The following is a 20,439-nucleotide window of genomic DNA, read 5'->3' on the forward strand; positions in this document are numbered from 1 at the left end:
CTTTCGTGTTTCCCAGCCTAGCAGATGTTTTCCGCTCCGTTTTCCGGAGTTTCACTCACCAGCCGGCCGGTCCTTCGTGTTTCCAGCTTATCAGACGTTTTCCGCCCCGTTTCCGGGTCTTCCTCATCCAACTCGCCTTCTGTCGGCCCGACCTGACGGCCTGTCCGACGTTTCAAACCTTAGCCGATCCCCGCTCCGAAAAGCGAATCCGACCGCAATCCATATAAACGCGCACGCCAATTCGCACCGGGACGCGACAGAGCACGACCCAGTGGGACGAGAAGTGGTGTTTCAAGGGATTGGCTGCCTCGGGACCGTCCGCGTCAACACGTGTCCGGTGCTCCCTGAGACGGGCAGCTCGAAGAACTTTAGGCATCCGGAGCGGGAGAGTCAAGTGGCACCTGGAAGGCGAGGACGGCCACGTCGTCGTCGTGCTCGGCGGTGACCCCCATCGCCCGCAGCAACCGGGAGCAGATGACGTCGGGGGCGCCGGCCGCGCCGCCCAGGGTGCGGGCGAGCAGTTCGATGCCGTTGTCGATGTCCTCCTCCCGGCGCTCGACCAGGCCGTCGGTGTAGAGGACGCCGGTGGTGCCGGGAAGCAGGCGCAGGGTGTGCGAGACGTGCGTGCCGCTGCCGGTGCCCAGCGGGGGGCCGTTCTGCTCCTCGCTCTGCAGGACGACGCCCTCGGGGCAGCGCAGCAGGATCGGGAGGTGGCCGGCCGATGCGTAGGTGAGGTTTCGGGTCTCCGGGTCCCAGACGGCGTAGGCGCAGGTGGCGATCTGGTTGGCGTCGATCTCCATGGCGAGCCCGTCGAGCAGGCGCATCACCTCGTGCGGCGCGAGGTCGAGGCGGGCGTAGGCCCGGACGGCGGTGCGCAGCTGGCCCATGACGGCGGCGGCCCGCATGCCGCGCCCCATCACGTCGCCGATCACCAGGGCGGTCCGGCCGCCGCCGAGGCCGATGACGTCGTACCAGTCGCCGCCGACCGCCGCGTCGGCCCCGCCGGGCTGGTAGGTGGCGGCGACCCGGAGGTCGGCGGGCTGTTCGAGCTTCTGCGGGAGGAGGCTGCGCTGCAGGGTGACGGCGGCCTGGCGCTGGCGGCGCTCGGCCTCGCGCAGCCGGAGGGCGACCTGGACCTGGTCGGTCACCTCGGCGGCGAAGATCAGCACGCCGACCGGGGCGGAGCCGTCCTCCTCCGCGCCGAGCGGCACGCAGGAGATGTTGTAGTACCGGTTGCCGCCGAGGCTGAGGATCGCCCGGGACTTCACGCTGCGCGGGCGGCCGCTGCGGAGCACCTGGTCCAGCAGCGGCAGCACGCCGAGGGCGGCGAGCTCGGGCAGTGCCTCGGCCGCCGGTGGGCCGTTGGTGCGGGCGCCGAAGAGCTCGCGGTAGGCGCGGTTGGCGTAGCCGAGCTGGTGCTGCGGCCCGTAGGTGACGGCGACCGGGGCGGGCAGCCGGCGCAGTACGTCGCGCAGGTCGTAGAGCTGGTCCAGGGCACGCTGGTCGAGGAGACCGGCCGGGGCGGCGGGGTCTCGTGGGCCGGGCACGGTGACCGGCTCGTCGGTGGTGCTGGGTGGAGCGGCGCGCCGCGGGGCTCCGGTGAGCCGGGCGCTCCAGCGCATCAGGTTCAAACGTCGGCCGCTTCCTCGGTTCGGGGTGTTCGGGGCGGGTCGGGGTGGTTCGGGGGCGGTCTTCACTCGGCGGGCATTCTTCGGATCATCACTTTTCGCGTACGTCCGGGTACTGGACGTGATGACCCGGTCGGGCAGATCCTGTCAGGCCGGGTCATGGTTACGGAAGTCGCGCCCTCGTCGCGGCGGTTCGCCGGCCCCGGTCAGGGGTGGAAACGGTCCTCGATGAAGCCCGCCTCGAACTCGGCGCGCGGGTGCTCGACCGACCCCAGGGAGACCGCCTCCCTACGGAACAGGCCGGCCAGCAGCCAGTCGGTGAGGATCCGGACCCGGCGCTCGGCGCTCGGCATCCGGCGCAGGTGGCGGGCCCGGTGCAGCCACCAGGCGCGGCGGCCGGTGAGCTGGCCGCGCCGGGTGTGGGCGACCGCGCGGCCGACCCCGAGCGAGGTGGAGCAGGCCGGGTGGTCGGGCCGGTAGTCGCGCAGCGGCTGTCCGGCCAGGTCGGCGACGAGGTTGGCCGCGAGGAGGTCGGCCTGGGCCAGCGCGTGCTGGGCGTTGGGGGCGCAGGGCGCGCCGGCCGCGGTCGGGTCGGGCACCGCGGCGCAGTCCCCGGCGGCCCAGGCGTCGGGCAGCGGCCGGCCGTCCGCGGTGGCGATCCGCAGCGTCGGCAGGCACCGGATCCGGCCGTTTCCGTCCAGCGGGAGGTCCGTGTCGTTCAGCAGCGGCGCCGGGCGGGTGCCGGCCGTCCAGACCAGGGTGCGGGCGGCGAACCTGCTGCCGTCGGAGAGGGTGATCAGGCGGTCGGCGGCCGACTCCAGGGTGGTCCCCAGGCGCACGTCCACATTGCGTTCGCGCAGTTCACCGAGGGTGTGGGCGGCGAGCTCGGGCGATTCCTCGGGGAGGATCCGGTCGGTCGCCTCGACCAGCACCCAGCGCAGGTCGTCGGCCTGCAGGTTGTGGTAGCCCTTGGCCGCGTACCTGGCCATGTCCTCCAGCTCGGCCAGCGCGCCGACGCCCGCGTATCCGGCGCCGACGAAGACGAATGTCAGCGCTGCCTGGCGGAGTTCGGGGTCGCGGGTGGTGGAGGCGAGGTCGAGCTGTTCCAGCACGTGGTTGCGCAGGGCGACCGCCTCGCCGACGCTGCCGAAGCCGAGGCCGTGCTCTGCCAGGCCCGGCACGGGGGCGGTCCGGGAGACCGAGCCGGGGGCCACCACCAGCAGGTCGTAGCGCAGTTCGCTGGTCAGCCCGGCCTCGCCCGGTCCGGCGGCGTCGACCCAGGCCCGGTGGCCGGCGTGGTCGACCCGGGTGACCCGCGCGGTGAGCACCCGGCAGTCGGGCAGCGTGCGGCGCAGCGGCACCACCACGTGCCGGGGGTCGATGGTGCCGGCCGCCACCTCGGCGAGCAGCGGGTGGTAGGTGAGGTACGGCTGCGGCTCGACCACCGTGATCTCGTCCTGGCCCGAGCGGAGCCGGGTGCGGAGCTTGTGCTGGAGCCGGAGCGCGACGGTCAGGCCGGCGCATCCGCCACCGATGATCAGGATCTTGATGGGGCACCTCCGGCCACTGTGATCCGGTTCACGTCCCCATATGACGCCCTGCCGAAGGCCCTCTTGTCCACAGTGCCGACCGGATCGGGTGGGACTGATGTGGCGGAATGGCCTCAGGTTTGCGGCAGTGGCCGAGTTTCGGCCACTTCTGCCGCGAACTTCCCTGAACTATGGTCGGATTGTGCGCTGGGCCAACGATTGGTTCGGTCGATCCCGGACCACCCGGCTCACCTCCTGGACTGTGGCGGGGCGATCCGGGGAAGGGTAGTGCGCAGACATCGGGCGGACGACGCGGGCGTCGGTGTGAGCACCGGGGGGTGCGCGGTCCGCACAGGCGCCTGGGAGGGTGCCTGCGGGGGAGGGTTGAAATGACTGATCAGGAACAGGTGACGGGGCGGACGCTGCCTCCGATCGGCCGCGGTGCGGTACCCGAGCAGCGCGGACCGGGCGGGACCGAACGGCTCGGCGAGTTCGGGGGCGGCACCGGGTACGAATCGCCGGGCAGCCGCTCGGCCGCGTCCCGGCTGCGGGTGGACGCCCGGCGCAATCTGGAGAGCGTGCTGCGGGCCGCCCGCCAGGTGTTCGGGGAGCTCGGTTACGGCGCGCCGATGGAGGAGGTCGCCCGGCGGGCCGGGGTCGGGGTGGGCACCGTCTACCGGCGCTTCCCGAGCAAGGAGGTGCTGGTCCAGCGGATCGCCGCCGAGGAGGTCGGCTGGCTGACGGCGCAGGCCAGGGAGTCGCTGTACGGGGACGCGCAGCCGTGGGAGGCGCTGTCGGGATTCCTGGCCCGGGCGGTCGAGTCCGGCGCCGGACGGCTGCTGCCGCCCGAGTCCTTCCGGTACGCCGAGGACATCGGCCGGGTACCCGAGCAGCGTCGGTCGGTGGAGGCCGCCTTCGACGGCCGGCTGGACGCCCCGCTCGGCGGGGAGTTCGGCGACCTCGGCGGCGCGCTCGGCCGGCCCCGGGCCCAGGCCGGGGCGCTGGAGGGGGGCGGCGGGGCCGGGGAGAGCGCGCCCGATGCCGACCCCCGGCTGCTGCTCCACCTGCTGGCCGCACTGGTGGCCCGGGCCGGCGCCGCCGGGGAGCTGCGCCAGGGCGTGACGGTCTCGGACGTGGTGCTGGTGCTGACCGCGGCCGTCCCGGTGCACGCCGTCCCGGTCCGGACCTCGGCCGGTGAGCCCGACGACGCGCCGGCCGACCGGCTGCTGCAGATCCTGCTCCAAGGGCTGCGGGCGCGCTGACGCCTTGACCACCGGGCGCCGAACACACCCTCGACCAGGTGCCCGGAAGAGTGGGTGGCGGCCGGCCCGGTTACCGATGGCCGCTGCGCTATGCCATTCTTTGCCCGTGGTTGGAGCCATTGTCCCGTTGCGTGCCGTTCCGCTCGGCGGGCTGCGCCGAGCGCGGGCCGCAGCCGCCCCGGCCACGTCCGCACAGCACAAGCCCGGTTGCGGCCACCCGGGTTCGGCACACGGGGGCCGCGTTGAGCACTGACGAGCAGAACGACTCCGGCTCCGGCCTGGGCTTTCCGGGGCAGGTACCGGACCAGGCCGGGGCGCCGGCCAGGGAGTCGCTGGCCGGCCGGGTGCCGGGCCAGGCCGCCGCCGGCCAGGGCGGGGTGACGCCGGAGGCGTTCGTCGCCCCGGTCGCGCCCGGTCGGCCGGTGGTGCCCGCCCCTGCCGACCCGGTCGACGGTGAACGCCCGCCGTCCGACGCGGAGTTGACCGCCCGGGTGCGGGCCGGCGACGACCTCGCGTACGAGGAGATCTACCGCCGGCACGCCGACTCGGTGCGCCGCTACGCCCGGACCTGCTGCCGCGACAGCTTCACCGCGGAGGACCTGGCGGGTGAGGTCTTCGCGCGCACCCTGCAGGCGCTGCGGGCGGGCAAGGGGCCGGAGTTCGCGGTCCGCGCCTACCTGCTGACGGCGGTGCGCAACGTGGCGGCCGCCTGGGCCCGCTCCGAGCGGCGCGAGCAACTGGTCGACGACTTCAGCGACTTCGCCCGGACCTCGGCGGCCGCCGTCGAGTTCGACCTGGCCGACCCCGGGGCGGACGCCTGGGCGATGGCGCTGGCCGACCAGCGGATGGTGATGCAGGCCTTCGTCGAACTGCCCGAGGACGACCGGGTGGTGCTCTGGCACACCGAGGTGGAGCGGGAGTCGCCGAAGACCGTCGCCGTGCTGCTGGGCAAGACCGCCAACGCCACCGCCGTCCAGGCGCACCGGGCCCGGGACCGGCTGGCCGCGGCCTTCCTCCAGGCGCACGTCTCGGGCAGCCAGGAGTCCGGCTGCACGGCGTACGCCAACCGGCTGGGGGCCTACGCCCGGGGTTCGCTGCGCAAGCGGGCCTCCGGCGAGGTCGGCCGGCACATCCAGGGCTGCGCCCGCTGCACCGCGGCGTACCTGGAGCTCACCGACATCAACACCAGCCTGCGGGCGGTGCTGCCCGGGGGCGCGCTGCTGTGGGTCGGCGCCGGGTACTTCACGGTCGCGGCGGCCGCGGTCGGCGCGGGTGCCGCCGTGGGCGGCGCGGCGATCGGCGGCGCGGGTGCCGCGGGCTCCGCGGGTGCTTCGGGTGCGGCCGGCGCCGCGGGTGCCGGCGCGGCCGGGTCCTCCGGTTCGACGGCCGGCGCGGTCGTCGGGGAGGGGCTGGGCGTGGCCGCCAAGGCCGGTATCGCGGCCGGCGTCGCGGTCGCCACCGCCGCGGTCGTGGCCTACGCGCTGGCGGGCGGGCCCGACCCCAAGCCGCCGGTCACGGCGGCGGCGGCCTCCTCGCCGGCGCAGCCGCCGGCCGCCCCGGTGGCCCCGGTGGCCCCGCCGACCACGACGGCTCCGGCGGCGCCGGAGCCGGCTCCGGAACCGGAGCCCTCGGCCGTACCGAGCCGGACCCCCGCACCGGCGCCCACCCCGACGCCGGCGCCGAAGCCCACCCCGACACCGAGTCCGTCCGCCACGCCCTTGCCCCCGGTGCAGGCGACCCCGAGCGTCCCGGCTCCGCCGGTGGTCCAGCCGCCCCCCGTCCCGACCCCGCCGGTGCCCACTCCCACGCCCCCGCCGACGCCGACCCAGTTCTGGCTGGACCAGCTGCCGATCGGCGCCGAGCACCGGGATCCGCCGGTCGGGCCGGTGATCCGGCCCGGCGGCGCGGTGGTGCAGCGGCCGTCGGTCTGGATGCGCGGCTCCTCGTACCGGCACGCGCTCTCCGTGCCGGTGCCCTCCCAGGTGTCCGTCGACCTGAACCGCAGGTGCTCCGCCTTCGAGGCGGTGGCGGGGCTGGACGACCTCGGGGCGGGCGGTGGCCCGGTGGTGCTCAGCGTCGTGGGCGGGGACGGCCGCACGCTCTGGCACTCCGGCCAGGTCGGCCCGTGGGACCGGCCGGTGCGGGTGCAGGCCCCGCTGGACGGGCAGCGCACCATCCGGCTGGTGGTCGCCCCGTCCGGTGGCCGGTGGTCGCTGATCAACGTGGCCGACTGGGCCCAGGCCCGGTTCACCTGCACCTGAGCCGGGCCCGCGGGCCCAGGGTCAGACCGCGCAGGCGCCGTCCGCGCAGGCCGCGTCCTCGCCCGGCACGGACGGCCGCTCGGCCGTCTCGGCGGCCACCTGCTCCAGGACCCGCAGGAAGGTCTCGGCCTCCTGGCCGCCCTGCACCGCCCACTGGCCCTCGAAGACGAAGGTCGGCACGGCGCTGATGCCGAGCTCGCGGGCCTCGGCCAGCTGGGCGCGGACCTCGGCCACCCCCTCCTCGCCGGCCAGGTAGGCCGCCGCCCGGTCGCGGTCCAGCCCGGCGGCCGCCGCCACCTCGACCAGCTGCGCCCGATCGCCGACGTCGACGCCGTCGCTGAAGTGCGCCTTCAGCAGCAGCTCCTTGAGCGCGGACTGGACGGGCGCGCCGTACTCGGTGCCGGCGAGGTGGAGCAGCCGGTGGCCGAGGAAGGTGTTCACGTGCAGCGCGGTGTCGAAGTCGAAGACGACCCCCTCGGCCTCCCCCAGCCGGGTGACCCGGTCGTCCATGGCGACCGACTGCGGGCCGTAGCGCTCGGCCAGCCAGGCGCGGTGCGGGCTCGCGCTCTCGGGGGCGTCGGGCACCAGCTGGTACGGGCGGTAGACCACCTCGACCTCGGCCTTGCCCGCGAAGCGGTCCAGGGCCTGCTCGAAGCGGCGCTTGCCGAGGTAGCACCAGGGGCAGGCGATGTCGCTGTAGATCTCGACCTTCATCGGGGAAGTGGCTCCGTTCGCGGGGGTGGCTGACGGGGAAGGTGAACGCTCAACCATCCGCCGGGCATTCCCGGACGTCCACGAACCGCCTCCGGACGGGCCCGGCGACCCGGCGACCCGGCGACCGGACGACCCGGTCAGCCGGCCGGCGGGGCCGGGACCACCAGGACCGGGCAGGCCGCGTGGTGCACCGCCGCGGTACTGACCGAGCCCAGCAGCAGCCGGGTGAAACCGCCGTTGCCCCGGGTGCCGAGCACCAGGGTGTGCTGCCCGACGGTGCAGGCGAGCAGCACCTCCACCACGTTGCCCAGCACCACGTGCAGCGCGAGCTCGCCGCCGTACGGGCGCTCGCGGGCGGCCTGGACGGTGGCGACGGCCCGGCGCAGGCCGTCCGCCATGCTCTCGGTGAGCCGCTCGACGCTCTCGTGCACCAGCTCGGCCATCCCCGGGGGGTAGCCGGAGGGTGAGGGGTTGACGACCGCGAGCACGTGCAGCGGCAGCCGGAACAGTTCGGCCTCGGTCATCGCCCGGTCCAGCGCCCACAGCGAGCCGTCCGAGCCGTCGCAGGCGGCCAGGATGCCGGGGCGCCCGGCGGCGGGCGGCTCACCGAGCACGGGGAAGGGTTCTCGCACAGCGGCCTCCGCGGGTCGGACCACCAGGCCATGATCACCGATCCGCGGCGCCCGGGCCGCAGGACGCGCCCGGGCCGCAGCACCACCGGGGCCGCCGCACCGCCCGGGCCCGCCGCACCGCCCCGCCGGCTCAGGCCGGGCGGGCCAGCGCGCGCCGCTCGGCCGGCGGCAGTCCGGTCCAGCAGGAGCCGTGCCGGCGGGCCGCCACCCGGCGCAGCCACAGCTCGGTGGCGATCAGATCGGCCAGCCCCGCCAGGGTGCCCGGGGCCAGCTCCGCCGTACCGTCGGCGGCCAGCGCCAGCGAGCGGCGGACCGCCCCGGGGTCGATCAGACCGGCCTCCGCGAGCAGCGGGCGGTCGAACAGCTCGGCCAGCGCGTCGGCGGCCAGCCGCAGGCCGGTGCGGGCGGGCCCGGCCCGGTCGGGGCGCGGGCCGCGGCCCCAGTCGGCGGGCAGGTCGGTCCGGCCGGCGCCGGTCAGCACGGCGTGCAGCAGGGCCGGTCGGGCGCCCGGCTGGAGCCGGACCTCCTCGGGCAGCAGCCGGGCCGCGCGGACCACCTGGTTGTCCAGGAACGGCGCGTGCAGGCGCTGGCCGTGCTGCTCGGCGGCCTGCACCAGGGTGCGGTAGCCGGCGGCGTGCCGGTGCAGGGCCAGCCGGGCCCGCCGGGCGCCCGGGAGTTCGGTGGGCGGCCCGCCGCGGGCCGCGATCCGCAGCCGCTGGGCGATGCCGGCGAGCGCCTGGTCGGAGAGCCAGCGGGCGGCCGGGCCCGGCACCGCCCAGGCGAGCGCGGCGGCCGAGCCGGCCCCGGCGGTCGGCCCGGGCTCGGCGGCCCGCCGCAGCGTCAGGGTGACGGCGAGGTCGTCCAGCGCCTCGGCGTACCCGGAGCGGGCCAGCCGGTGGGCGGCCCGCAGCACCGTCACCGGGGTGCGCACGGCGCCGGTGAGCGCCCCGGCGGTGACCCGGTCCGCGCCGGCCAGGGCGGCGAGCGGGCCGAGCAGTTCGCGGGAGCGCCCGAGCCGGATCAGGTCGGCGAGCCGGGCCGGATGGCCGTCCAGGACGTGCCGGGCGCCGTACCCGGTGAGGTGGTCCGTCCCGCCGGCCCGGAAGCGGGCGCCGAGGGCGTCCGCGGCCAGCAGGGCGGCGCCGGGTTCGTCGGTGAGCGGGCCGGCCGGCGGATCGGCGGGCGGGTCGGCGAGCGCGGCGTACGGCAGGGCGGGCGGCAGCACCACGTGCCGCAGCCGGGGCACCTCGACGGCGAGCGCGGGGCGGCGGCTCTCGCCGAGGGTGACGGCGGTCAGCGCCTCGGTGGGCGCCTGCTCCGGCGCCGCCGGGCGCCGGGCCCAGGAGCCCTTCACCGCGCCGGACCGGACGGCGGGCGCGGGCGGACGGGGGTCGGCGGCGCGGGCGGCCGGCCCGATCGGCACCGCGGCGGCGAGCAGCGCGACGGTGGCCGAGGCGGTGCCGTACGAGAGGTCGACGCCCAGCCTGGCCCGCTCCTGGGCGTCCGCCGGCCCGGCGGGGGCGGCGGTCCTGACCCGGCAGCGGACGGCCTCCAGCAGCGCCCGGGTGAGCTCGCGGACGGCGGGTGCCTCCTCGCGGCTCCAGCGGCCGGGCGAGGTCTCCGATTCGTACCCGGCGGTGTACGGGCGGCCGCTGCGGATGCCGAGGGTGTGGCCGGGCGGCACCCGGTGGACTCCGGCGTACGGGGTGCCGGTGCCCAGCACCTCGGGGGCCTCCGGGGCGGCCAGCACGGCGGCGAGGTGGTCGGGGTCCAGCGGCGCGGCGACCAGGTCGGCCAGCGGCAGGGCGGCGGTGGCGTAGGCGGTGCCGCCGCACCAGGGGGTGTGGAAGACCTGCTGGACCCCGGCGAGGTCGGTGATCAGGACGGTGCTGCGCACGCCGGTGCGCAGCACCACCGTGTAGCTGCCGGGCCAGTTGGTGAGGTGGCGGACGGCGCCGCCGCGGGCGGCGGCCAGGCCGGCGGCGAGTTCGCCGTCCGAGGCGCCGCAGTGGCCGATCACGGCCATCCGCAGGGTGGCGGGGGTGTCGCGGTCGGCCGGGTCGGCCGGCCGGGCCCCGGTGGCGACGGTGGCGGGGCCGCCGGGGCGCAGGGTGGCCAGCCGGATCTCGTCCGGGCGCCAATCGCCCACGGCCCAGAGCGGGTTGGGGCCACCCCACAGGGTGGTGCCGGCTAGCGGGCGGACGGCCGCGAGGGCCGGGTCCGCGCTGCCGGGGGAACCGCTCCAGCCGGTGAGCCACCGCATCGCGCCTCCGCCTGACGGGTATCGGGCGCGCTGAGGGGGTACGGACTGGCACGCCGTCAGGAGACATCGTGCCACTGGACGGGCCGGTGGTGACCCGTGTTGCGGGGGCGAATCGGGAGAACTGCCGCGCCGGGGTGGTCCGGGCCTCCCCCTCCTCGGCCCGCACCGCCCCCGGCGCGGCGCGGCCGGCCCGTCGACCCGTCGGCCCGTCGTCGGCCCGTCATCGGCCCGTCCGTGGCATGGACATCGCCGGATGGCCGAAAGGCGCCGCACAGGCCGGGAGGGCATCCGCATGCCCTCCCGGACCCACCGCCGCCCGCGGGGACGTAGGCAGCGGTTTCCCCCGGCCCGCCGGGTCCTCGACGGCGGGCCGTTCCACGGCGTCCAGCGAATCGCCGACCTGCCCCTGCGAGCCAGGGGGCACAGATGGCGCACATCGACACAGGACCGGAGCACGCCCTTCCGGGAGCCGGCCGCGGCGGCCCGGGCGGGCGCATCGGCCGGGTCTGCCGCCGGGCGCCCGCCGGCCGCGCGGGCGCGCGATCCCGCCATCCGGAATGCAGCCTCTTAACCCTCGGAACCCGGACGACTACGCTAGGTGCAGCAGTACGGGAGCGGACACCCGCACGACGGGCCGCCGCCCTGCCGCTCGTCCGCCATCCGCGCACGACGTCGCCCGGGGGTGCCACCGCCACCATGACCGTCAGCTCACGAGGGCCGAACGAACGGCTCGGCGCGCTCCTGTCGCTTGCCCAGATCAGCAACGCCGGCCTGGCCCGCCGGGTCAACGACCTCGGCGCGCAGCGCGGCCTGACGCTCCGCTACGACAAGACCTCGGTGGCCCGCTGGGTCACCAAGGGGATGGTGCCGCAACGTCCGGTGCCGCACCTGATCGCGACGGCGCTGGGCAACAAGCTCGGCCGGCCGGTGCCGCTGGAGGAGATCGGCCTGGCCGACTCGCACCCGACGCCGGAGCTGGGCCTGGAGTTCCCGCGCGAGGTCCCGGAGGCGGTGCGCTCGGCGACCGAGCTGTGGCGGGTCGATCTGGACCTGCGGCGCGGCCCGGGCGGCGGGCGGTGGAGCGACAGCCTGGCGGGGACGTTCTCGGTCGCGGCGTACGCCACGCCGGTCTCGCGCTGGCTGATCACGCCGGCCGACGGCTCGGTGGCCCGGGAGACGCCGGTGCCGGACCTCTCGGGGTACCGGGTGGGGCACTCGGACGCGGCCAAGCTCCGCGAGGCGGCCCAGGAGGCCCGCCGCTGGGACTCCAAGTACGGTGGCGGGGACTGGCGTTCGTCGATGGTGCCGGAGTGCCTGCGGGTCGAGGCGGCGCCGCTGCTGCTCGCCTCGTACAGCGACGCGGTGGGCCGGGCGCTGTTCGGCGCGACCGCCGAACTGACCAGGCTGGCGGGCTGGATGGCCTTCGACACCGGCCAGCACGAGGCGGCGCAGCGGTACTACATCCAGGCGCTGCGGCTCGCCCGGGCGGCCGGCGACGTGCCGCTGGGCGGGTACGTGCTGGCCTCGATGAGCCTGCAGGCGGCGTACCGGAACTTCCCGGACGAGGCGATCGACCTGGCACAGGCCGCGCTGGAGCGCAACCGGGGGCTGGCGACGGCGCGCACGATGAGCTTCTTCCACCTGGTGGAGGCCCGGGCGCAGGCCAAGGCCGGTTCTGCGACGGCCTGTTCGGCGGCGCTGGCGGCGGCCGAGACGGCGCTGGACCGCTCCCGGCCGGGGGATCCCGACCCGACCTGGATCGACTTCTACGCCTACGACCGGTTGGCCGCGGACGCCGCCGAGTGCTTCCGCGACCTCGGCGTGCCCGCCAAGGTGCGGCACTTCACCCGGGAGGCGCTGGCCCGGCCGACCGAGGGGTACGTGCGCTCGCACGGGCTGCGGCTGTTCGTCTCGGCGATGGCCGAGGCCGAGGCCGGCGACCTGGACGCGGCGGTGGCGGCCGGGGAGCGGGCGGTGGAGGTGGCCGGCCGGATCTCCTCGCACCGCAGCCGCGAGTACGTGGTGGAGATGCTCCGCCTGCTGGAGCCGTACCACGACGAGCGGCGGGTGCGGGAGCTGGCGGAGCGGGCCCGGCTGGTGCTGACGGCCTCGGGCTGAACCGCCGGGCCGGGAGGCCTGGTCGGGTGCCCGGGTCACCGGATTAATCGGATGCGGGCGCGGCGGCGGCGCGGCTACCGTCGTTCCCGTCCAGGTGCGCAGGTGGGGGCTCCTTCGGATCAGGCGCGCGCGGGTTCGAGTCCCGTCGCCGGCCACGGCCGGTGTAGCTCAGCGGACAGAGCTCCTGACTTTCGCCTCCGCCGCCGCTGTCCTCTGGACACCCGACCAGGCCGCCCACCGCTCTTCGACCTCGGGAGCCGCCAGCAGGGGAGCTCCGCGTGTCCCGGTTCAACCTCCGCCGCAGCAGCGCGGCCTCGACCTCGCCGGTGGCGACCACCGGGCAGGTGGTGCGCAACCACCAGGGCGGCGCCGGGTACCTGCGCGAGGGAGGTACGCGCTGGAGCGGGCGCTCGGCCACTCGCTGGCCGGCGTGCCCGCGCTACCCGGACGCACGCTGGTCCTGGTGGACCGCTCGGGCTCGATGTTCGACCGCCCGAGCGCGCGGACCGAGCTCAACCGGGCCGACTCCGCCGCCCTGTTCGGCACCGCGCTGGCCCTGCGGGCGGCCGACGCCGACCTGGTGCAGTTCGGCTCCACCAGCGCGCGGCTGGAACTCGACCGCGGCGACTCGGTGCTGAGGACCCTCGACCGCTTCGACAGCCTCGGCGGCACCGACACCGCCACCGCCGTGCGGACCCACTTCCACGGCCACGACCGGGTGGTGGTCGTCACCGACGAGCAGGCGTACGGCCGCCCGGGCGGGGACCCGCTCGCCCCGGTGCCGGCCCGGGTCCCGGTGTACACCTGGAACCTGGCCGGCTACCGCACCGGCCACGGGCCGTCCGGCACCGCGCACCGGCACACCTTCGGCGGCCTGGGCGACGCCGCCTTCCGGCTGATCCCGTTGCTGGAGGCCGGCCGCTCGGCCGACTGGCCGTGGGTGGGGCGGCGCTCGGTGGGCTAGGGCAGGTCGGCCGGCGCCGGATGGGCCCGCGCCGGCGAAACCCTCACCCCCGGCTCCCCGGCGTGAAAGCATCGCCAGGGGAGCCGGCGGAAGGGGCTGCGGTGGGGTACGAGGTCGATGTGCTGGTGGTCGGCGGCGGCATCGTCGGGTTGTCGACGGCCTACGCGCTGACCCGGGCCCGGCCCGGGCTGGCGGTCGCGCTGGTGGAGAAGGAGCCCGGTTTCGCCGCGCACCAGACCGGCCGCAACAGCGGAGTCATCCACAGCGGCGTCTACTACCGCCCGGGGTCGCTCAAGGCGCGGTACGCGACCGGCGGCGCCGCCGAGATGGTGGAGTTCTGCCGTGAGCACGGGATCGCGCACCAGGTCACCGGCAAGCTGATCGTGGCCACCGGCGCCGCCGAACTCCCCCGGCTGGCGGCCCTCGCCGAGCGCGGCCGGGCGAACGGCATCCCGGTCACCGAGCTCGGGCCCGAGGGCATCCGGGAGCACGAGCCCGAGGTGACCGGCATCGCCGGCCTGCACCTCGCCACCACCGGCATCTGCGACTTCCCGGCCGTGGCCCGCACCTACGCGCGGCTGGCCGAGGAGAAGGGCGCCGAACTGCGCACCGGCACCGAGCTGCGCTCGATCGCGCGCCGGGCCGACGGCGTGACGGTGCAGACCTCGGCCGGCGAGCTGCGCTGCGGGGTGCTGGTGAACTGCGCCGGCCTGCACAGCGACCGGGTGGCCCGGCTGGCCGGGGACGACCCCGGGGTGCGGATCGTCCCGTTCCGCGGCGAGTACTACGAGCTCACCGAGGCCCGCCGCGGCCTGGTCCGCGGCCTGGTCTACCCGGTGCCCGACCCGGCCTTCCCGTTCCTCGGGGTGCACCTCACCCGCGGCGTGCACGGCGATGTGCACGTCGGCCCGAACGCCGTCCCGGCGCTCGCCAGGGAGGGCTACGACTGGCGCACCCTGAAGGTCCGCGACCTGGCCGAGACCGCCGCCTTCCCCGGCACCTGGCAGATCGCCCGGCGGCACTGGCGGTACGAGATCGGCGAGCTGCACCGCTCGCTGTCCAAGCGCGCCTTCACCACCGCCGTCCAGCGCCTGCTGCCCGCCGTCACCGCCGCCGACCTGGTCCCGGCCACCGCCGGCGTGCGCGCCCAGGCCGTGGCCCGGGACGGCTCGCTGCTGGACGACTTCGCGTTCGCGGGCTTCGACCCCGACGCCCCGGGCCGAGCCCGCCGCACGGTGCACGTGCTCAACGCGCCCTCCCCCGCCGCCACCGCCTCGCTGGCGATCGGCCGCGAGGTCGCCCGGCGGGCGCTGGCCGCGCTCGACGCCGGCGGCTGACCGCCGGGCGACCCCCCGGCAGCGGCCGATCGTTCGGGTCGGGGCCGCTCCCGATCGAGGTGAGGAATCCGTCACGCGCCGGTCCGAGCCCTCGCACGCCCCTTTAGACTTGGCCGATTGTGACTGCCACTGCCTCCACCCCCCAGCTGACCGAGACCGCGACCGCCGAGAGCGAGCTGCGCCCCTCGGCCCGGCTCTCCGCCGCTCCGGCGGGGTACCCGGCCCCGATGTACCCGCACAAGGCCACCGAGGAGCAGCACCGCGAGCACCGCATCCGCAGCTTCCAGCCGCGCCGCGGCCGGATGACCAAGGCCCAGGCCGGTGCGCTGGACCGGGGCTGGGAGCGGTTCGGTCTGGCGATCGACGGCACTCCGCTGGACCTGGCGGAGCTGTTCGGCGGCCGTCCGGTCACCCTGGAGATCGGCTTCGGGATGGGTGACACCACCGCGACCATGGCCGCCGCCGACCCGACCGCCGGCATCCTGGCCGCCGACGTGCACACCCCCGGCCACGGCAACCTGCTCCAGTTCCTGGAGCGGGACGGCTCCGAGAACGTCCGGCTGGCCGCCGGGGACGCGGTGATCCTGCTGCGCGACATGCTCCCCGACGCCTCGCTGGCCGGCCTGCGGGTGTACTTCCCGGACCCGTGGCCCAAGCCCAAGCACCACAAGCGCCGGCTGATCCAGGAGTCCTTCCTGGAGCTGGTGCTGCCGCGGCTGGCCCCCGGTGCGCTGGTGCACTGCGCGACGGACTGGGAGGAGTACGCCGAGCAGATGCTCCGGGTCCTGTCCGCCTCCCCCGAGCTGGTGAACCTGCACCCCGAGGGCGACGGCACCGGCTGGCTGGAGCCCGCCGAGCACCCGGCCGACAGCGTGCCCGGCTACGCGCCCCGGCCCGGCTGGCGGCCGATGACCAAGTTCGAGCGGACCGGGCTGGCCAAGGGCCACGTGGTGCACGACCTGCTGTTCCGCCGCCGCTGAGCCGCTGACCTGGGCGGGCCGCCGGGCCGGCCCGCCCGACCGGGGACGCTCCGTTACCACAGGTGAGCAGATCGACACGGATAGTCCCGCACTCTCCCGCCGAGCGGACCGGGTCGCCTACTCTTTCGGCGTGAGCTGTCCGCCCGGCGGCAGCGCGTCCGCCACGGCGTCCCCAGCCACCGCGACCGCCACCGCCACCGCCGAGCCGCCCACGCTGCCCACCGGCACCCGGCGCATCCCGGGGCCGCGGCTGCGGCGGGCCGCCGTAGCGCTGCCCGCGCTGCCACCGCTGCCACCACGGGCCGGCCGGCTGCTGCGCCGGCTGACCTCACTGCGCCGCCCCGCGCTCTCCTCCGCCCTGGCCGCGTGCGCGCTGGCCGGCTGCGGGGTCCTGATCCTGCACCTGGTGCAGCGGCAGACCGGCACCACCGGGCTGCTGGTGGGCCTGGCCCTGGCGATACTGCCGCTGCCGTTCGTGCTGGGGTCGCTGGCCTGGCTGAACCGGACCGCCCGGGTGCCACTGCGGCACATCCTGTTCTGCCTGGCCTGGGGCGCCTGCGCGGCGACCACGGTGGCGATCATGGCCAACGGGTGGGCCAGCGACTTCCTGATCGCCCACCAGGGGCCGGTGCGCGGGGAGACCCTGGTCGCCGAGTTCGCCACCCCGCTGATCGAGGAGAGCGCCAAGGCCGCGGCGCTGCTGCTGCTCCTGCTGCCGTTCCACCGCCGGCTGCGCTGCCGCACCGAGCGGACCTGCGCGGTGCTGGCCCGGCAGTTCTCCGCGATCCGGCCGGACGGCCTCCCCCGGCCCGCGGTGCCGCCGCGCCGGGCCAGGGCCAGGCTGCGGCCGCTGCCGTACTTCCGCCCGGCGCCGCCCGGGCGGCGGGCCCGCTCCAGCCCGCGCACCCTGGCCGCGGGCACCCTGCTGGGCTCGATCACCGCCTGCGGGTTCGCCTTCACCGAGAACGCCCTCTACCTGGGCCGCGCCTTCACCGACGACCAGCAGGCCCGGCTGGACTCGATCGGCCTCGGCGAGACCCCGAGCCTGCGCGACTTCGACAGCACCGTGCACACCTTCGTACTGCGCGGCCTGCTCTCCCCGTTCGCCCACCCGCTGTTCACCGCCCTCACCGGGCTGGGCATCGCGGTCGCCCTGACCACCGCCCGCCGCTGGCCCGCCCGGCTCGCGGCACCCGGCGGCCTGCTGCTGGCGATCACCCTGCACGGCAGCTGGAACGCGGCGGCCGGGCTGGGCACGGACGGCTTCCTGCTGGTGTACGCGCTGGTGATGGTGCCCTGCTTCGCGGCGCTGGTGTGCTTCGCCGTCTGGGCCCGCACCCGGGCCTCCCGGCAGCCCGTCCGGCCTGCGGCGACGCCCGGGCGGGAAACCGATTTCCCTTCCGGATGACCGTCCCGTACTGTTGGGTTCACCGACGCGGGGTGGAGCAGCTCGGTAGCTCGCTGGGCTCATAACCCAGAGGTCGCAGGTTCAAATCCTGTCCCCGCTACTCAGTAGCACGAAGGCCCGGCAGATCACTCTGCCGGGCCTTCGCCGTTCCCGGGTCTCCGGCGGGACCGGGGCACCCGATTTCCCTTCCGCGCCGCACTCCCGTACTGTCAGGTTCACCGACGCGGGGTGGAGCAGCTCGGTAGCTCGCTGGGCTCATAACCCAGAGGTCGCAGGTTCAAATCCTGTCCCCGCTACTCAGTAGCACGAAGGCCCGGCAGATCACTCTGCCGGGCCTTCGCCGTTCCCCGCATAAATCCGTTGCCCCCCGCTCGGGTGCGTGCCTACAGTGGCGGCACACTGAAAGGAGGTGATCCTGAGTTGAGTACCACCAGGATGCGTGAGGTGGCTGCTCGCTAGAGCCGCCCCTGCCTGTGGCAACCGAGGCCCTACGGCCTCCGGCGGCAGGCGTAGACCCAAGCAGTCACCCGGCCCGTGGGCTCACCGGATACATCCCCGGCGCCTCGGCCGCCCGGCCCCTAGGGGCCCGGCGCCGAGGAGAGCGCCCACGGGCCGTCTGCATGCCCGGCACCGCGAGGCATACGCCGCCCGGCCGACCGCCGGGCGGCGCCCCACCTCGGCCAGGTCGGCGGGCCGTCTGCGGGGAACCGCGATCCGCTACAGTCGCTGCGACCTGACGGACCGTGACGGGGGTGGAGCGGTGGAGCTGGAACGCGGTGGCGAGCCGGTGCCGGCGGTGAAGATCGCGCTGGGCGGGGTGCTGACGGCCGGGCTGCTGGGGCTGGTGCTGTTCGCCGTGGCGTCGGCGCACTGGGCCGCGGCGCTCGGGGGCGGGCTGATGGTGGCCGCCACCTTCTCGGTGGCCGGGGGGCTGCTGGGGTTCCTGTTCGGCGTGCCCAAGCTGCTGACCAGCGGCGGCGCCGCGCATCCGGCCGACGAGTCGGCCACCTCGACCGCGAGCTACGCGCCCAACACCAATCTGGAGCAGGTCTCCGACTGGCTGACCAAGATCCTCCTCGGTGCCGGGCTGACCCAGATCGGCACCGTCCCCGAGCGGCTGCGAGAGCTCGGCCGGGCGCTCGCGCCGGTGGTCGGCGGCGGCCCCGGGGCGTCCGGCTTCGCCGCGGCGCTCGGCGTGTACTTCACCGTGGTCGGCTTCCTGACCGGCTGGCTGCTCACCCGGCTGCTGCTGGCCCGGGCACTGTCCGCCGCCGACCGGCAGACGCTGGCCGACTCGGTGAACCAGACCGTGATCGCCGCACCCGGGCTCGGCTTCGGACCGCAGCAGGTCCGGGACCTCTTCGAGACCGGGGTGGAGGGGCTGCGGGTGCAGGCGCTGGCCCTGCTGCAGGGCGCACCGGACGCCCGCAACCTGGATCTGATCGTGACCGCGATCGACCGCCACCTGTCGCCCTTCGAGCTGCTCCAGGCCCTGCTGGCGGCGCGGGCCGCGGCCGATCTGCCCGACCTGACCCCGGAGCAGCGCGGCACGCTGCGCGACGCCGTCCGCTACAAGATGCGCAACTCCCGGACCGTGCCGCCGTACTCGCGGCGCAGGTCGGTGGCGGAGGAGGTGCTCAGGCGGCTGCCGGAGCAACCCGCCGCCCCGGCCACCCCGGGCGAGCCGGCCGGGCCCGCCGTCACGGCACCGACCGATCCGTCCGTTCCCGGCCCGCGCTGACCCGCCCCGCGCCGCCCCGGCGGCGGTGGTCCGCCGCACGCAGCACCAGGACCCGGTGGGTGGTCGGCCGGCCGTAGCGCCGGACCTCGCTGGAGACCTGCCGCCGGCCCAACTCGGCGCGCAGCTCGTCCAGCCGCGGGCAGCGGGCGCCGGCGCTGTCGTGCAGCGGGTGGATCCGGACCTCGCCGGCCGGGTCGGTGACCCGGACCAGTTCGAGCAGGGCGGCGAGCTGCTGCCGCGGGGAGAACAGGTCGGGGTAGGCGAACAGCAGGTAGCTGCTCAGGGTGAGCGCGAAGGTGCCGTCGGCGAAGGGCAGGTGCGGCAGCGCGGCGGCCACGTAGCGCTCCGGGTGCGCGGCCGCGTCGGCGGCGAACAGCCGGCGGGCCCGGTCCCAGCTGCGCAGGTAGCCGTCGGCCCGGTGGTACCGGGGGAGGTGGCGCGCCGGGTCGGCCCGGATGGCGGCGGCCATCACCGCCTGTCCGGCCCGGGCCCGAGTGGCCAGCTCGTGCGGCGGTACGGCGTAGCCGGGGTCGACCGCGATCGCCCGGCAGCCGAGCGTACGGGCCTCCGCCACCAGGCCGGCGGCGCCGCCGGGGCAGTCCAGCACCGGGCCCGGGACGGCGCTCAGTTCGGCCCGGGTGAGGCCGAACAGTCCGCAGTACTCGTCCAGCGGGCGGGAGGTGACCAGTACGGACATGGCGGCGGGCTCCTGGCTCGGACGCGAAGGCCGTTCCAGCCGATCACGGGGTGCGCCGGACCGCCCGTCGGTGGCCGCCGAACGGGGCCGGGCGGCTCAGCGGGCGCCGAGCAGTCCGCGGACCGCCAGCCGGTGGACGCCGGTGAGGGCATGGACGATCTTCGGGGTGAGCAGCACCAGGGCGATGCCGATCAGCGAGACGCCGGCGATCTGGTAGGGCGAGGTGATGTAGTAGGTGTGGTAGTCGCCCTTGCTGCCGGTGTACTCGAAGAGCCGGTAGCCGGGCCAGTCCAGGTAGCGCTTGAAGACCCAGTGGTAGAGCGGGTAGAGCGCGACGACCCAGCCGACCACCAGGAAGACCACGGTGATCACGAAGCTGGCGATCGTCCAGGGCAGCATCAGCACCTGGTAGAGGGCGGCCCGCCAGCCGGCCGCGTCCCCCAGCCGGGCGGTGACCGCGCCCCAGAAGCCCCGGCGGGCGGGCCGCACCGGGGCGGGGGCGGTGACCTCGGTGTCCAGCAGGGTGCGGGTGCGCTCGCGGTCCAGGGCGCCCAGTCCGCGGGCGGAGACCATCAGCAGGGCGAGCACCGGCAGGCCGAGGGCGGTGACCGCCAGGGCGAGGCCGGCCGAAAAGAGGGTGACGACGGTGGCGAAGCCGAGCAGCGCGATCGGGAGCCCGGTGAGCACGAAGCCCACCTCGCGGTAGGTGGTGGCGCTGAACGGCGCCTTCCAGAACGCCGGGCGGTCCAGGTCGCGGTAGCCGTACGGGGAGGTGCTGGCGGTCATCTCGGGCCCCTTGAAGTCGTCCGTGCTCACAGTCTCAAATCTGCCGTAGCCGGGCCCGGCCGGGTATCCGGTCCGCTGCCGGATCCGGGGTGGGGTTGTCCCCACCCCCGGGGCCCACC

The 20,439-nt window shown here is 75.9% G+C and carries 13 protein-coding genes, 2 tRNA genes and 2 pseudogenes; 10 read left to right on the forward strand and 7 right to left on the reverse strand.

Going from position 1 to position 20,439, the window contains the following annotated elements; all coding sequences use genetic code 11:
• Positions 1-410: 410 nt before the first annotated feature.
• Together AB0K43_RS21515 and AB0K43_RS21520 are read right to left on the reverse strand one after the other, a co-directional pair.
• A pseudogene (locus AB0K43_RS21515) lies at positions 411-1,631 on the reverse strand (SpoIIE family protein phosphatase); the annotation flags it as partial.
• A 203-nt stretch (positions 1,632-1,834) separates the two neighbouring features.
• Positions 1,835-3,220 (reverse strand): FAD-dependent oxidoreductase, encoded by a 1,386-nt coding sequence (locus tag AB0K43_RS21520; protein ID WP_363642222.1) that lies wholly within the window; start codon positions 3,218-3,220, stop codon positions 1,835-1,837.
• Between the two features lie 326 nt (positions 3,221-3,546).
• Between AB0K43_RS21520 and AB0K43_RS21525 the strand changes: the two genes are divergently transcribed.
• Entirely contained in the window at positions 3,547-4,419 is an 873-nt protein-coding gene (locus AB0K43_RS21525) for a helix-turn-helix domain-containing protein (RefSeq protein ID WP_363642068.1), read from the forward strand.
• A gap of 242 nt (positions 4,420-4,661) precedes the next feature.
• Positions 4,662-6,680, forward strand: coding sequence for a sigma-70 family RNA polymerase sigma factor (locus AB0K43_RS21530; RefSeq protein WP_363642070.1), 2,019 nt, complete (start codon positions 4,662-4,664; stop codon positions 6,678-6,680).
• 21 nt (positions 6,681-6,701) lie between these two features.
• Here the strand turns inward: AB0K43_RS21530 and AB0K43_RS21535 are convergent, their stop codons facing one another.
• From AB0K43_RS21535 to AB0K43_RS21545, 3 genes are all read right to left on the reverse strand, one after another.
• Positions 6,702-7,394 carry a DsbA family oxidoreductase gene (locus tag AB0K43_RS21535; protein ID WP_363642072.1) on the reverse strand — a complete coding sequence of 231 codons (693 nt, stop codon included), beginning with the start codon at positions 7,392-7,394 and terminating at the stop codon, positions 6,702-6,704.
• Between the two features lie 137 nt (positions 7,395-7,531).
• On the reverse strand, positions 7,532-8,026 hold the full coding sequence (locus AB0K43_RS21540) for a universal stress protein (protein WP_363642074.1): 495 nt from the start codon (positions 8,024-8,026) through the stop codon (positions 7,532-7,534).
• Between the two features lie 130 nt (positions 8,027-8,156).
• Positions 8,157-10,289, reverse strand: a complete 2,133-nt coding sequence (locus AB0K43_RS21545) for an asparagine synthase-related protein (protein ID WP_363642076.1) — start codon at positions 10,287-10,289, stop codon at positions 8,157-8,159.
• Between the two features lie 696 nt (positions 10,290-10,985).
• Here AB0K43_RS21545 and AB0K43_RS21550 point away from each other — a divergent pair.
• From AB0K43_RS21550 to AB0K43_RS21585, 8 genes and pseudogenes are all read left to right on the forward strand, one after another.
• Positions 10,986-12,407: an MFS transporter gene (locus tag AB0K43_RS21550; RefSeq protein ID WP_363642078.1), complete on the forward strand. Its 1,422-nt coding sequence runs from the start codon at positions 10,986-10,988 to the stop codon at positions 12,405-12,407.
• Positions 12,408-12,737: 330 nt separating this feature from the next.
• Positions 12,738-13,371: pseudogene (locus tag AB0K43_RS21555) on the forward strand (TROVE domain-containing protein); the annotation flags it as partial.
• A 101-nt stretch (positions 13,372-13,472) separates the two neighbouring features.
• On the forward strand, positions 13,473-14,708 hold the full coding sequence (lhgO, locus tag AB0K43_RS21560; RefSeq protein ID WP_363642080.1) for an L-2-hydroxyglutarate oxidase: 1,236 nt from the start codon (positions 13,473-13,475) through the stop codon (positions 14,706-14,708).
• Between the two features lie 227 nt (positions 14,709-14,935).
• Entirely contained in the window at positions 14,936-15,688 is a 753-nt protein-coding gene (gene trmB / locus AB0K43_RS21565) for a tRNA (guanosine(46)-N7)-methyltransferase TrmB (protein ID WP_363642224.1), read from the forward strand.
• Between the two features lie 130 nt (positions 15,689-15,818).
• Entirely contained in the window at positions 15,819-17,096 is a 1,278-nt protein-coding gene (locus AB0K43_RS21570) for a PrsW family intramembrane metalloprotease (RefSeq protein WP_363642082.1), read from the forward strand.
• A gap of 26 nt (positions 17,097-17,122) precedes the next feature.
• Positions 17,123-17,196 (forward strand) — tRNA-Met (locus tag AB0K43_RS21575).
• A 122-nt stretch (positions 17,197-17,318) separates the two neighbouring features.
• A tRNA-Met gene (locus AB0K43_RS21580) sits at positions 17,319-17,392 on the forward strand.
• Positions 17,393-17,856: 464 nt separating this feature from the next.
• Positions 17,857-18,837, forward strand: coding sequence for a hypothetical protein (locus AB0K43_RS21585; RefSeq protein WP_363642084.1), 981 nt, complete (start codon positions 17,857-17,859; stop codon positions 18,835-18,837).
• On the opposite strand, the gene AB0K43_RS21590 is transcribed toward AB0K43_RS21585, so the two are convergent.
• Together AB0K43_RS21590 and AB0K43_RS21595 are read right to left on the reverse strand one after the other, a co-directional pair.
• Positions 18,797-19,534, reverse strand: coding sequence for a hypothetical protein (locus AB0K43_RS21590; protein WP_363642086.1), 738 nt, complete (start codon positions 19,532-19,534; stop codon positions 18,797-18,799). The two genes, AB0K43_RS21585 and AB0K43_RS21590, sit on opposite strands and share 41 nt — an antisense overlap.
• 96 nt (positions 19,535-19,630) lie before the next feature.
• On the reverse strand, positions 19,631-20,350 hold the full coding sequence (locus AB0K43_RS21595) for a sensor domain-containing protein (protein WP_363642088.1): 720 nt from the start codon (positions 20,348-20,350) through the stop codon (positions 19,631-19,633).
• Between the last annotated feature and the right edge of the window lie 89 nt (positions 20,351-20,439).

It is taken from the genome of Kitasatospora sp. NPDC049258 (assembly GCF_040678895.1).
Taxonomy (GTDB): Bacteria; Actinomycetota; Actinomycetes; order Streptomycetales; family Streptomycetaceae; genus Kitasatospora.

Bases quoted from the DNA above. Each gene is read 5' to 3' on its own strand.
- AB0K43_RS21590 (WP_363642086.1), bottom strand. From the start codon at position 19,534: ATGTCCGTACTGGTCACCTCCCGCCCGCTGGACGAGTACTGCGGACTG.
- AB0K43_RS21545 (WP_363642076.1), bottom strand. From the start codon at position 10,289: ATGCGGTGGCTCACCGGCTGGAGCGGTTCCCCCGGCAGCGCGGACCCG.
- AB0K43_RS21550 (WP_363642078.1), top strand. From the start codon at position 10,986: ATGACCGTCAGCTCACGAGGGCCGAACGAACGGCTCGGCGCGCTCCTG.
- trmB (WP_363642224.1), top strand. From the start codon at position 14,936: ATGTACCCGCACAAGGCCACCGAGGAGCAGCACCGCGAGCACCGCATC.
- AB0K43_RS21525 (WP_363642068.1), top strand. From the start codon at position 3,547: ATGACTGATCAGGAACAGGTGACGGGGCGGACGCTGCCTCCGATCGGC.
- AB0K43_RS21535 (WP_363642072.1), bottom strand. From the start codon at position 7,394: ATGAAGGTCGAGATCTACAGCGACATCGCCTGCCCCTGGTGCTACCTC.